14 protein-coding genes are annotated in these 12,416 nt (G+C 64.4%); 8 read left to right on the top strand and 6 right to left on the bottom strand.

The window, feature by feature from the left end; genetic code table 11:
• Nucleotides 1–53 precede the first annotated feature (53 nt).
• Complete coding sequence (gene coaD, locus C380_RS19105; protein WP_015015486.1) at nucleotides 54–560, top strand: pantetheine-phosphate adenylyltransferase; 507 nt, start codon at nucleotides 54–56, stop codon at nucleotides 558–560.
• A 112-nt stretch (nucleotides 561–672) separates the two neighbouring features.
• Here the strand turns inward: coaD and C380_RS19100 are convergent, their stop codons facing one another.
• Nucleotides 673–1,635: a LysR family transcriptional regulator gene (locus tag C380_RS19100; protein ID WP_043566883.1), complete on the bottom strand. Its 963-nt coding sequence runs from the start codon at nucleotides 1,633–1,635 to the stop codon at nucleotides 673–675.
• A gap of 237 nt (nucleotides 1,636–1,872) precedes the next feature.
• Between C380_RS19100 and lysA the strand changes: the two genes are divergently transcribed.
• Nucleotides 1,873–3,117 carry a diaminopimelate decarboxylase gene (gene lysA, locus C380_RS19095; protein WP_015015484.1) on the top strand — a complete coding sequence of 415 codons (1,245 nt, stop codon included), beginning with the start codon at nucleotides 1,873–1,875 and terminating at the stop codon, nucleotides 3,115–3,117.
• A 329-nt stretch (nucleotides 3,118–3,446) separates the two neighbouring features.
• Here the strand turns inward: lysA and C380_RS19090 are convergent, their stop codons facing one another.
• The 4 genes from C380_RS19090 to C380_RS19075 all read right to left on the bottom strand — a co-directional run bounded on the left by C380_RS19090 (nucleotide 3,447) and on the right by C380_RS19075 (nucleotide 5,826).
• Entirely contained in the window at nucleotides 3,447–4,463 is a 1,017-nt protein-coding gene (locus C380_RS19090) for an NAD(P)H-dependent glycerol-3-phosphate dehydrogenase (protein WP_015015483.1), read from the bottom strand.
• A gap of 52 nt (nucleotides 4,464–4,515) precedes the next feature.
• Nucleotides 4,516–4,974: a protein-export chaperone SecB gene (gene secB, locus C380_RS19085; RefSeq protein ID WP_015015482.1), complete on the bottom strand. Its 459-nt coding sequence runs from the start codon at nucleotides 4,972–4,974 to the stop codon at nucleotides 4,516–4,518.
• Nucleotides 4,975–5,082: 108 nt separating this feature from the next.
• On the bottom strand, nucleotides 5,083–5,340 hold the full coding sequence (gene grxC, locus C380_RS19080; RefSeq protein ID WP_015015481.1) for a glutaredoxin 3: 258 nt from the start codon (nucleotides 5,338–5,340) through the stop codon (nucleotides 5,083–5,085).
• A gap of 78 nt (nucleotides 5,341–5,418) precedes the next feature.
• Nucleotides 5,419–5,826 (bottom strand): rhodanese-like domain-containing protein, encoded by a 408-nt coding sequence (locus C380_RS19075; RefSeq protein WP_015015480.1) that lies wholly within the window; start codon nucleotides 5,824–5,826, stop codon nucleotides 5,419–5,421.
• 87 nt (nucleotides 5,827–5,913) lie between these two features.
• On the opposite strand from C380_RS19075, the gene gpmA reads away from it, so the two are divergent.
• The 4 genes from gpmA (at nucleotide 5,914) to C380_RS19055 (ending at nucleotide 9,621) form a co-directional block, all read left to right on the top strand.
• Nucleotides 5,914–6,657 carry a 2,3-diphosphoglycerate-dependent phosphoglycerate mutase gene (gene gpmA / locus C380_RS19070; protein ID WP_015015479.1) on the top strand — a complete coding sequence of 248 codons (744 nt, stop codon included), beginning with the start codon at nucleotides 5,914–5,916 and terminating at the stop codon, nucleotides 6,655–6,657.
• Between the two features lie 122 nt (nucleotides 6,658–6,779).
• On the top strand, nucleotides 6,780–8,216 hold the full coding sequence (locus C380_RS19065; RefSeq protein WP_015015478.1) for a S41 family peptidase: 1,437 nt from the start codon (nucleotides 6,780–6,782) through the stop codon (nucleotides 8,214–8,216).
• Between the two features lie 105 nt (nucleotides 8,217–8,321).
• Nucleotides 8,322–9,071, top strand: coding sequence for a HesA/MoeB/ThiF family protein (locus tag C380_RS19060; protein WP_015015477.1), 750 nt, complete (start codon nucleotides 8,322–8,324; stop codon nucleotides 9,069–9,071).
• A 112-nt stretch (nucleotides 9,072–9,183) separates the two neighbouring features.
• Nucleotides 9,184–9,621 (top strand): response regulator, encoded by a 438-nt coding sequence (locus C380_RS19055; RefSeq protein WP_043566880.1) that lies wholly within the window; start codon nucleotides 9,184–9,186, stop codon nucleotides 9,619–9,621.
• Between the two features lie 131 nt (nucleotides 9,622–9,752).
• Here the strand turns inward: C380_RS19055 and C380_RS19050 are convergent, their stop codons facing one another.
• Complete coding sequence (locus tag C380_RS19050; protein ID WP_015015475.1) at nucleotides 9,753–10,385, bottom strand: response regulator transcription factor; 633 nt, start codon at nucleotides 10,383–10,385, stop codon at nucleotides 9,753–9,755.
• Between the two features lie 122 nt (nucleotides 10,386–10,507).
• Here C380_RS19050 and C380_RS19045 point away from each other — a divergent pair, with 122 nt between their 5' ends.
• Both C380_RS19045 and C380_RS24695 read left to right on the top strand, forming a co-directional pair.
• Entirely contained in the window at nucleotides 10,508–11,914 is a 1,407-nt protein-coding gene (locus tag C380_RS19045) for a CHASE3 domain-containing protein (protein ID WP_051022589.1), read from the top strand.
• Nucleotides 11,915–12,217: 303 nt separating this feature from the next.
• The gene (locus C380_RS24695) at nucleotides 12,218–12,382 is read left to right on the top strand and encodes a DUF1328 domain-containing protein (protein ID WP_010463174.1); all 165 of its coding nucleotides are present in this window, start codon (nucleotides 12,218–12,220) and stop codon (nucleotides 12,380–12,382) included.
• Nucleotides 12,383–12,416: the final 34 nt, after the last annotated feature.

Below are 12,416 nucleotides of genomic sequence, written 5' to 3'. Positions count from 1 at the left end.
AGCGCCCCGGGGGCCGGGGCCAACGTCAATCGCCAGACAGGAGACAACCAGCCATGGCCCAGAACGTGCTCGCCGTGTACCCCGGAACCTTCGACCCCATCACCCTGGGCCATGAAGATGTGGTGCGCAGAGCCACCCAGTTGTTTGAACGTGTGATCGTGGCCGTGGCGGCGGGCCACCACAAGAAGACCCTGTTCTCGCTGGAAGAACGCATCGACATGGTGCGCGAGGCCGTGAAGATGTATCCCCAGGTGCAGGTCGAGCCCTTCTCGGGCCTGCTGCGCGACTTTGTGGTGTCGCGCGGCGGCAAGGCCATGGTGCGCGGCCTGCGCGCCGTGACCGACTTTGACTACGAGTTCCAGCTCGCGGGCATGAACCGCAGCCTGATGCCGCAGGTTGAAACCGTGTTCCTCACCCCCAGCGACAAGTACCAGTTCATCAGCAGCACCTTTGTGCGCGAGATCGCGGTGCTGGGCGGCGAGGTGACCAAGTTCGTGTCGCCCTCGGTCGAGGAGCGGCTGGCGGTCAAGGTGCGCAGCCTGGCAGCGCCGGGCGGCTGAGGACATTGTCCGAAATGCACCAAGAGCCCCTGTTTGGGCTCTTTTGTGCCGATAGCGCTAGTGCAATATGCCTGGGCTGCTATCAAAATCATAGTTTATAGATCCTGTGGCCTCAGTCCATGGCGGGCGGCAGCCTCGCCGCAATGGCGTGTGCCTGCGCGCGCAGGGCCTCCAGCATGGGCACGACCTCGGGCAACGGTGGGCGGTACAGCGGCAGCAGCGCCGTCACGCTGAACGGGATGGAAAACGCCAGCCGCCGCAGCACCAGTCGCTCGCTGGCGGCGGCCAGGGCGGTGACCGGGTTGACGATGGCGATGCCCAGGCCCTGCTCGACCATGGCGCACACTGCGGCGGCGCTGTGGGTCTCCACGCGAAGCGTGCGCTCCACGCCCGCCTCGGCAAACCGGGCGTCGATCAGGCGGCGGTAGGGGTCTTCGGCCGAGAGGCTCACAAAAAACTCGCCCGCAAAGTCGGCCAGGTCCAGCACCGGCTGGTGCGCGAGTGCGTGGCCTGCGGGCAGCACGGCCACCTCGTCCAGCGTCAGCAGCACCTCCGCCCGCGTGCCGGGTGGGGCGGTGGTCTGCTCGCACAGGCCCAGGTCAAACCGCTGGGCACTCATCCATTCTTCGAGCAGGGGCGATTCCTGTGGCGTGACAGATAAGCGCGTTGTGGAGTGTGCCTCGGAGTGCGACCGCATCAGCCGTGCCGCCGCGCCCGGCAGCAGCGCATGGGCCAGCGCGGGCAGGCACAGCACCGACAACTGCACGGCCCCCGACCGGCCCAGCGCCACGGCCCGGTCCACCACACGCTCCAGCCCCTGCCAGGACCGCTGCACCTCGTCCCACAGCGCCAGCGCCCGCGCATTGGGGCGCAGGCGGCCCTGCACGCGCTCGAACAGGGCGTAGCCCAGCAGCGATTCGAGCCGCGCCAGCTCGCGGCTCACGGTGGGCTGCGAGCTGTGCAGCAGGTCGGCCGCGCCGGTGGCGCTGCCTGCGGTCATCACGGCGCGGAAGACCTCGATGTGGCGGTGGGTGATGCGGTGGGTGGTACGGTAATTCAGTGGGGGCTCGGTCATGCCAGTCATGCGCTGAGCATATCCATATTGAATGGATGGCGTAAATCAAAGCATTCGACTGAATGCGTGGATGGCGGCATCATCCGCGCATCGTTCACGCTGAGAGCGGCTAACAAAACTCTTCTGGCGTCGTTGCTGTGTCTTGTCGTACTGCTCGTACTGCCTGCAACACAGCGCCTGGCCAGAACCGCTTTGCTGAGTTTTGTTAGCCGCTCTTAGTACCCTTGGAGCCTCCCCATGTCCAACCCCTTTTCGCCCGCCCAGCTCTGGGCCCTGGCCGACCAGTTTGGCACCCCGCTGTGGGTGTATGACGCGGCTACCATCCGCCAGCGCATTGCGCAGGTGTCCAACTTCGAGACCATCCGCTTCGCGCAAAAGGCCTGCTCCAACATCCACATCCTCAAGCTGATGCGCGAGCAGGGCGTGAAGGTGGATGCGGTCTCGCGCGGCGAGATTCTGCGCGCGCTGGCGGCGGGCTACGTGGCCGGTGGCGAGCCGTCTGAGATCGTCTTCACCGCCGACCTGTTCGACGCCGCCACGCTCGACTGCGTGGTGGAGCATGGCGTACCCGTCAACGCAGGCTCCATCGACATGCTGCACCAGCTGGGCGCGCGCTCGCCGGGCCACGCGGTGTGGCTGCGCATCAACCCAGGCTTTGGCCACGGCCACAGCAACAAGACCAACACCGGCGGCGAGCACAGCAAGCACGGCATTTGGCACACCGACCTGCCTGCGGCGCTGGTAGCGATTGCGCAGCACGGCCTGAAGCTGGTGGGCCTGCACATGCACATCGGCTCGGGCGTGGACTACAGCCACCTGCAGGAAGTGTGCGGCGCCATGGTCAACCTGGTGCGCACGGCGCATGCGGCGGGGCATGACCTGCACGCCATCTCGGCGGGCGGTGGCCTGTCCATCCCCTATCGCAGCGGTGACCCGGTGGTGGACACGCAGCATTACCATGGCCTGTGGGACGCCGCGCGCCAGCAAGCCGAGGCCATCGTGGGCCACAAGCTCGGCCTGGAGATCGAGCCCGGCCGCTTTCTGGTGGCCGAATCCGGCGTGCTGCTGGGCCAGGTGCGCGCCACCAAGAACGCGGGCAGCAACCACTTCGTGCTGGTCGATACCGGCTTCAATGAACTCATGCGCCCGTCCATGTACGGCAGCTACCACGCCATGAGCGTGCTGCGCCGCGACGGCTCCACGGCCGCCGAGCAGCCCACGGTGGTGGCGGGCCCGCTGTGCGAGTCGGGCGACGTGTTCACCCAAGGCGACGGCGGCGTGGTGCTGCCACGCGACCTGCCTGCCGCGCAGGTGGGTGATCTGCTGGTGATCCACGACACGGGCGCGTACGGCGCCAGCATGTCCTCCAACTACAACACGCGGCCCTTGATTGCCGAGGTGCTGGTGGACGGCGGCCAGGCCCGCCTGATCCGCCGCCGTCAGACGGTGGACGAGCTGCTGGCGCTGGAACTGGGGCTGTAAGCCCGGCCGCAGCGCTGGCCTCCTACGCTGTGGGGTGGATCTGCCACAGGTCCAGGTAGGTGAGGGCCTACGGGTTTGGGGTGCAAAGCCGGACAAGGGGCGGCCGGGGTGAGAAATACAGTGAAACCACCTGAACTTCTCACCCTTTCAAGGAGATTCCCATGCCTCTCATTGCCTGGCTACTTGGCGTCCCGCTGTCGGTTGTGCTGCTGCTGATGTTGTTTGGGGTGTTCTGAATCCAGACCCCGGTGCGCATTGCAAACAGCGCCGCAAAAAAGGCCCCTGAGGAATTCCGCAGGGGCCTTTTGTCTTGGGGGAGCAGTATGGGATCACATCAGCTCAGAGGCCGGCCCGCGCCCCATGAGCGTGACAACCGCATCGGCCGGCGTGAGCTGGCCATCCAACAGCGCCACCACCGCGCGGGTGATGGGCATGTCCACCTCCAGCGCTGCTGCCCGCTGCGCCACCGTGCGGGCGCTGTAAACGCCCTCGGCCACATGGCCCAGCGACTCGACGGCCTGGGGCAGGGTTTTGCCCTCGGCCAGCAACATGCCCACGCGCCGGTTGCGGGACAGGTCGCCCGTGGCGGTCAGCACCAGGTCGCCCAGGCCCGACAGGCCCATGAAGGTATCGGGGCGCGCGCCCAGCGCCAGGCCCAGCCGCGTCATCTCGGCCAGGCCGCGCGTGATGAGCGCGGCGCGGGCGTTCAGCCCCAGCGCCAGCCCGTCGCACAGGCCGGTGGCAATGGCCAGCACGTTCTTCACCGCGCCACCCACCTCCACGCCCACGATGTCTTCGTTGGCATACACGCGCACGCTGGGGCTGTGGAAGGCACTGACCAGCGCATCGCGCACCTGCGCATGGGGGCTGGCTGCCACCAGGGCGGTGGGCTGGCCCAGCGCCACTTCTTGCGCAAAGCTGGGGCCGCTGAATACGCCTGCTATTAAATCAGGAGCTATCTGCGCTTGTATCTCGTGCGCCAGCAGCCCAAAAGATGCCGGGTCGGTCCCCGCAGGCACGGCTTCAAACCCCTTGCACAGCCAGGCCACGGGCGCAGCGCAGCCGTGCAGGGTCTGCAGCATGCCGCGCAAAGCGGCCATGGGTGTGGCCACGATGACGAGGTCGGCGCCGGTCCATAGCGCAGCAAAGTCGCCATGGGCCAGCGTGAGGGAGGGGGGGAGGGTGATGCCGGGCAGGTAACGCGCGTTGTGCCGCTGCGTCTGCATCTGGGCCGCCTGGGCGGCATCGCGCGCCCACAAGGTGACGGCATGGCCTGCGGGGTGCTGGGCGGCACTCATGGCCACCGCCGTCCCCCAGGCTCCAGCGCCCAATACTATGATTTTCATAGCTGTATGCGCTTATTCATCCAGCACCACAGGCATAAATGCCTGTGAATGCTTACTGCGTGATGATGGGCGAAGCTTGGCCAGCAGCTTGGGCTTGCTGTTGCTCGTACATGGCCTGGAAGTTGATTTCAGCCAGGTGCACAGGCGGAAAGCCAGCGCGGTTGATCAGGTCGGCCACGTTGCCGCGCAGGTAGGGGTACACGATCTGGGGGCAGGCGATGCCCATGATGGGGCCCATCTGGTCCTGGGGCACATTGCGGATTTCGAAGATGCCGGCTTGCTTGGCTTCGACCAGGAACACGGTCTTGTCCTTGATCTTGGTCTGCACGGTGGCCGTGACGGCCACTTCGAAGATGCCTTCGGCCACAGGGGTGGCTTCCACGCCGAGCTGGATGTCCACGCTGGGCTGCTCTTGTTCGAGCAGGATGGCGGGGGAGTTGGGCTGCTCCAGCGACATGTCCTTCAGGTAGACGCGCTGGATCTGGAACACGGGGTTTTCTTCGGTTGCCATGGTGAAGTCTCTTTGCTCTTACGAAATTGCTAGCAAAACAAAACCCGCCGGGGAGCAGCTCCCGCAGCGGGCACATGGGGCTGCATTATGCAGCGCCCAGACAGGGGGTCAGGCGCCGAGCAGGGGCATCAGCTCGCCACGGCTGTCCAGCGCCACCAGATCGTCGTGGCCACCCACATGGGTGTCGCCGATGTAGATCTGCGGCACCGTGCGGCGACCGGTGATTTCCATCATGTGGCTGCGCGCGGCGGGGTCTGTGTCGATGCGGATCTCCTCGATCTGCTCCACGCCCTTGGACTTGAGGATCTGCTTGGCCCGGATGCAATAGGGGCAGACGGCGGTGGTGTACATCTTCACGGGTTGCATGGCGAACCTTCCTCTTTCTTCCTGTGGGACTGAAAAACCAGTCGCAAGACTAGCGCTGACCGAATAACTGGGGGCGGATCAGGCTTTTTCCACAGGCAGGCTGGCTTCGCGCCAGGCCTTCATGCCGCCGGCCATGGCCTGGGCGTTGTCGTAGCCCAGCTTTTTGGCAATGCCGACAGCGCGATTGGCGCGGGCGCCGCTGGCACAGACCAGCACCACGGGCAGGGCCTTGTTCTTGACCACGGTGGGCAGGCGCTCTTCCAGTTGGGAGACGGGCACGTTCTTGGCGCCGGTGACGTGGCCGGCCGCGAATTCGTCGGCTTCGCAAACGTCGATGACCACCGCTTTTTCGCGGTTGATGAGCTGCACGGCGCGTGCGGGTGTCAGCGAGCCGCCACTGGCGTTCTGCAGGACCGGCCACAGCAACATGCTGCCCGAAGCCAGTGCAACGAGGAACAGATACCAGTTATCAATAATGAATTTCACGAAGCTTCCTTGGGTTGGCGAACCGCGTAATTCTAGAATGCCGGGTTTGGTCTGCTTTTTCTTTAGCCCGTATTTCCTGGGGAAACCATGTACAAGCTCGTTTTGATCCGCCACGGCGAATCCACCTGGAACCTTGAAAACCGCTTCACCGGCTGGACCGATGTGGATCTCACGCCCACCGGCGTCTCCCAGGCCATGTCGGCCGGCAAGCTGCTCAAGGCCGAGGGCTACGAGTTCGATCTGGCGTTCACCAGCGTGCTCAAGCGCGCCATCCACACCCTCTGGTACACGCTCGACGAAATGGACTGCACCTGGCTGCCCGTGGTCAAGGACTGGCGCCTGAACGAGCGCCACTATGGCGCCCTGCAGGGCCTGAACAAGGCCGACATGGCCAAGCAATACGGCGACGAGCAGGTGCTGGTGTGGCGCCGCAGCTATGACACGCCGCCGCCCGCACTGGAAGCCACCGACCCCCGCAGCGAGCGCGGCGACCGCCGCTACGCCGGTGTGGCTGCCGAGAACGTGCCCTTGACCGAGTGCCTGAAAGACACCGTGGCCCGCGTGCTGCCGTTCTGGAACGAGGCCATGGCGCCCGCCATCCGTTCGGGCAAGCGGGTGGTGGTGGCAGCGCACGGCAACTCCATCCGCGCGCTGGTGAAGTACCTGGACAACATCTCCGAGACCGACATCGTGGGCCTGAACATTCCCAACGGGATTCCACTGGTATACGAGCTCGACGCCGACCTCAAGCCCATCCGTCACTACTATCTGGGCGATGCCGAAGCGGCGGCCAAGGCTGCAGCTGCCGTGGCATCGCAGGGCAAAGCGTAAATCGCAGGTAAAGAGCGGGGAAAACCCCGCTTATCCCCGCCAAAGTGAGCGTGCATGCGGAACTGCAGCGGGTTTGGCCCTTCCAAGGTGTATATTGGTTTCGAAGCGGTAAAAGGTGTTGTATGGGCCACAAACTCAAGATTGCAGGATGGGTATCGGTAGGTGTGGTGGCGGGTGCGCTCACCACGGTGTCACTGCAAACGGTGGCGCGCGGCGCCATGACACCGCTACCACTTGAGGAAATCCAGCAACTCTCCGCCGTGTTTGGTCTGGTCAAGACCGATTACGTCGAGCCGGTGGATGACAAGAAGCTCATCACCGACGCCATCTCCGGCATGGTGTCCAGCTTGGACCCGCACTCCCAGTATTTCGACAAGAAGTCCTTCAAGGAATTCCGCGAGGGCACGTCCGGCCGCTTCGTGGGCGTGGGCATCGAGATCACGCAGGAAGACGGCCTGATCAAGATCGTGTCGCCCATCGAGGGCTCTCCCGCCTTCCGTGCCGGTCTCAAAACCAATGACTTGATCACCAAGATCGACGAGACCGCCGTCAAGGGCCTGGCGCTGAATGACGCCGTCAAGCGCATGCGCGGCGAGCCCAGTACCAAGGTCACGCTCACCATCTTCCGCAAGGATGAGAACCGCACGTTCCCTGTCACCATCACCCGCGAAGAGATCAAGACCCAGTCCGTCAAGGGCAAGGTGATCGAGCCGGGCTACGCCTGGATCCGCCTGTCTCAATTCCAGGAACGCACGGTGGACGACTTTGTGCGCAAGGTGGAAGAGGTCTACAAGCAGGAGCCCAACCTCAAGGGCCTGGTGCTGGACTTGCGCAACGACCCGGGCGGCCTGCTGGATGCCGCCGTGGCCATCTCTGCGGCCTTCTTGCCCGAGAACGTGACGGTGGTGACCACCAACGGCCAGCTGGCCGACAGCAAGGCCACCTACAAGGCCGCGCCCGACTACTACCAGCGCCGGGGCGGCGGTGATCCGCTCAAGCGCCTGCCTGCATCCCTCAAGTCGGTGCCTCTGGTGGTGTTGGTCAATGAAGGCTCTGCCTCCGCCAGCGAAATCGTGGCGGGCGCATTGCAGGACCACAAGCGCGCCACCATCATGGGCAGCCAGACTTTTGGCAAGGGCTCGGTGCAGACCGTGCGGCCGCTGGGCCCTGACACGGGCATCAAGCTGACCACCGCCCGCTACTACACCCCCAGCGGCAAGTCGATCCAGGCCAAGGGCATCGTGCCCGACGTGATGATTGACGAGTCGGAAGAAGGCAACATCTTCGCCGCCCTGCGCATGCGCGAGGCGGACCTGGACAAGCACCTGAACAGCGGCCAGGGTGAAGAGAAGAAGGACGAGGCTCGCGAGAAAGCCCGCGAGGAAGCCCGCAAGCGCATGGAAGAAGAGGCCAAGAAGCCTGCGGCCGACCGCAAGGTGCCCGAGTTTGGCTCCGACAAGGACTTCCAGTTGGTGCAGGCCCTCAACCAGCTCAAGGGCCGCCCTGTGCTGGTCAGCAAGACGCTGACAGAGCGTAAGGAAGAAAAGAAAGAGAATTGAGCCCTTCGCGCTCTGACCCCGGGCTGGATTTCGCGAGGAATCCAGCCTTTTTCATGTCCGCCTGTTTCACCGTTGATTTTTTGGCCGCTGCAGGCCTGCCTTCCCATGACCGATGACCAGCTCCTGCGCTATTCCCGCCACATCCTGCTCGACGAGGTGGGCATCGAGGGGCAGGAGCGGGTGTTGGAAGCCCATGCTCTCATCATCGGCGCTGGCGGGTTGGGGTCGCCCGCTGCGCTGTACTTGGCTTCCGCCGGTGTGGGCCACATCACACTCGTCGATGACGACGTGGTGGACCTGACCAACCTGCAGCGCCAGATTGCGCACACCACCGCGCGCGTGGGCAGTCCCAAGGTCCAGTCGGCGGCGCAGGCCATGGCCGACATCAACCCCGAGGTGCAGGTCACCGCACTGCAGGCCCGGGTGCATGCGGCGGCTCTCGACAGTCTGGTGCGCGATGCCACAGTGGTACTCGACTGCAGCGACAACTATGCGACCCGCCAGGCGGTCAATGCCGCGTGTGTGCGTCACAACAAACCCTTGGTGGCGGGGGCTGTGATCCAGTTCGATGGGCAGATCACGGTGGTGGACCCGCGCGATGCGCGGTCGCCTTGTTATGCCTGCATCTTCCCGCCCGACGCGGAGTTCGAAGAAGTCCGCTGCTCCACGATGGGGGTGTTTGCACCGCTGGTGGGTGTGGTGGGCGCGATGCAGGCGGCCGAAGCGCTCAAGCTCATTGCGGGGGTGGGGCAGTCGCTGGCGGGTCGGCTGCTCATGCTGGATGGCCGGGCCATGGAGTGGAACACCATGCGGGTGCAGCGCCATGCCGACTGTCCGGTATGTGTTGCGCGGTAGGACTCTTCCTACATGGCCAGCGTGCTGTGGCTGGCAGAATCCGGCGGACAGAAGCCTTAAATTCAAGGCTAGGACAGGGTGATCTGCGCTGTCCGTACAGATGGACCCGCCCGTGAAACTGCGCACCTACATTGTTGAAGACAACGCCACCATCCGAGAGAACCTGATCGGGACTCTGGAGGAGTTGGCGTCTGTGGAAGCAGTGGGCGTGGCAGAAACGGAAGACGAGGGCACGAACTGGTTGTCCACCCACCCCGAGGAATGGGACTTGGCCATCGTCGATCTGTTCTTGCGGCAAGGCAGCGGGCTGGGTGTGTTGGCGGCTTGCCGTACGCGTCGGCCGGGGCAAAAGATGGTCGTGCTCAGCAACTACGCCACGCCCGATGTGCGCATGCGCTGTGCGCAACTGGGCGTGGATGCGGTGTTCGACAAGTCCAACGAGATCGATGCCCTGGTGGACTATTGCGTGCAACACAGCAGCCTGTCGCACACCATGGGCGCAACCAGCAGCGGCGGAGCGCCAGCTGCCTCATCAGGCGCGGCGCAGTGACACCACCCGCCGCCGCGTGCGTAGGTGCATGCGGTGGTCGCGGTGTTTGCTTTTCTTCCCTTTTTTGGAGTGCGGCAGGTGACCTTGCCCGAGCCCTGCGAGGCAGCAGGGCGCAGGCAGGCGAGGCGATGTCAGTCGATCAGGCGATTCTTGAGCGCGTAATAGGTGAGGTCGCTGTTGGACGACAGGCTCATTTTTTCCATCAGGCGTGTGCGGTAGGTGCTCACCGTCTTCACGCTCAGCGACAGCGACTTGGCAATGTCCCCCGCCGTCTCTCCCTTGGCCAGCTTGAGAAACACCTGGAACTCGCGCTCCGACAGCTGCTCATGCGGCGGCGCGTCGTCCTTGCGGTTGAGTTGCTGCGCAAGCAGCTCGGCAACGGCAGGCGTCAGGTAACGGCGGCCCAGCGCGATGGTGCGGATGGCTTCCACAATTTCCGACGGCTCGCACTCCTTGTTCAGGTAGCCGCTCGCGCCCTGGCGGATCAGGTTGATCGCATAGTGTTCTTCGGGGTACCCGCTCAGAATCAGGATGCCCATGTCAGGCGCCTTGGCGCGCAGCATGGCCAGGGCATCCAGCCCGCTTTGGCCGGGCATCGACAGGTCCATCAGCAGTACATCGATTTCCTTGTTGCGCACCAGGTCGATGGCCTCGCGGCCGTTGGCGGCTTCGCCCTCGACCCGAAGGTCCACATGCTCGGACAGGAACTGCTTGAGCCCGGAACGAACAATCGCATGGTCATCCACAATGCCGATCTTGATCATTGATGCTTCTTTCGAGGCGGCAGCCACAGACTGCCGGTGTGTGTTGAAGTCCAGATGCCCCATCGTGTCATGGCACGGCAGGGGCGTCAAAACGGTAGTCGGTCATTATCCAGAATAAGCGTATGAATCTCCAAGAAAACACCCGGCGTTGGTTACCAAAAGTCCGACAGATGGCCTTGAGCCTGCCCATGGCGCTGCTGGCGGCCATGGTGCTGGTGGGCATCAATGAAACGGGGCACATGCGTTCGCAAGATGCGGTGGAGCAATTGGCCCAGGGGCTCACCACACGGTCTGATGTGAACAAGCTGTTGCAGAGCATGCTGGACGCAGAAACCGGCCAACGCGGCTATCTGCTCACGGGCAATGAAACCTACCTGGAGCCCTACGACAAGGCCGTGGCCACCGTGCAGACCAATCTCGACAGCCTGCGCATGCGATTCATGGATGCGCCTGCAGACATGCAGGAGTTTGCGCTGCTATCGCGGCAGATATCGCGCAAGCTGGCCGAGATGGAATTGAGCTTGCGCCTGCGCCGCCAGGGCAACGAAGACGCGTGGAAGTTCATCCTCAACACCGATGTGGGCAAGGAACACATGGAGGCGATCCGCCAACATGCGCAAGAGCTCATCGCCCGCAGCGACAAGCGCCTGCAGCAGGGCCGCGAGCAGATCGAGCAGTCGCTGATGCTGTCGCGCATCGGCATTGCCACCGTCACCGCCATCGGCCTGCTGGCCTTTTACATGTACCTGCGCCAGACGCAGGCAGTGCAAACGGTGAACCTGCGCGAGCAAGAGGTGCTGGAGCGCGAGCGCGACCGTCTGGAGGGCCTGGTGCGGGACCGCACCGCCACGTTGTCTGAGCTGGCCAACCACCTGCAGCAGGTGCGGGAAGAAGAGCGCGGCCATCTGGCGCGAGAGCTGCATGACGAACTGGGCGCGTTGCTGACAGCCGCCAAGCTCGATGTGGCGCGCCTCAAGTCCAAGATCGACGCCACCGCACCCGATGTGTCGGAGCGGCTCAAGCACCTGACGGAGACGCTCAACAGCGGCATTGCGCTCAAGCGCCGCATCATTGAAGACCTGCGGCCTTCGTCCCTGTCGAACCTGGGGCTCACGGCCGCGCTGGAGATCCTGACGCGCGAATACGCCGAGCGCGCGGGCATCGACGTGGAGACCAGCCTGGAGCCGGTGCAATTGCCCGATGCAGCGCAGCTTACGGTGTACCGTATGGTGCAGGAGGCGCTGACCAATATCGGCAAGTACGCCAAGGCCAGCAAGGTACTGGTGTCGGTGCACGGCTACCCCACCCATGTGGCGGTGCAGGTGCGCGACGATGGTGTGGGTTTCGACCCGGGCACCGTCCGCCCCACCTCGCACGGCTTGGCTGGCATGCGCCACCGGGTCGAGGCGGCGGGTGGGCGCCTCACGCTCACCTCGCGCCCAGGGAACGGCACGCTGCTATCGGCTGTTTTGCCGCTGCCGCGCAATGCCTCAGATACACGCCGCGACGCCGCTGCGCACGACGCCTGAAAGCCAGGCTTGCGGCTTTTCCCATCCCTATTCTTTCCCTCTCGCCGCGATGCAAGGCAAACCGGGTACGGCCATCACGGGCACAGGGCGCTGCACCTGGGCCGCAGTATCGCCCTGCGCGGCGCAGCCGTCGGTATCTGCCCGTGCGTGCCGTCCTACACCACCCCCACTGCGCCGCCGACACGGGGGCGCGCCGCACACCGGCATTCAGGGCTGCGGGCGATACCTACAGTTGACCCCAGGCGCTGAGGTTTTGGCGCCACCCGATCTGCCGGCAAGCCGGCCACCCATAAGGAGATGGAAATGTTGCACTACGCAGTTGTTTTTCTGGTGATCGCGCTGATTGCAGCCCTCTTCGGTTTTGGCGGTATTGCTGCCGGCGCCGTGGGCATCGCAAAGATTCTGTTCTTTGTGTTCGTGATCATGGCCGTGGTCACCTTCGTGCTGGGTCTGCTCAAAAAGGGGTAAGCCTGGCCTGACGGCCCGGCCTTCGCCCCATCCC

It is taken from the genome of Acidovorax sp. KKS102, assembly GCF_000302535.1.
GTDB lineage: Bacteria > Pseudomonadota > Gammaproteobacteria > Burkholderiales > Burkholderiaceae_C > Acidovorax.
This window is presented reverse-complemented; position numbering and strand designations above follow the sequence as displayed.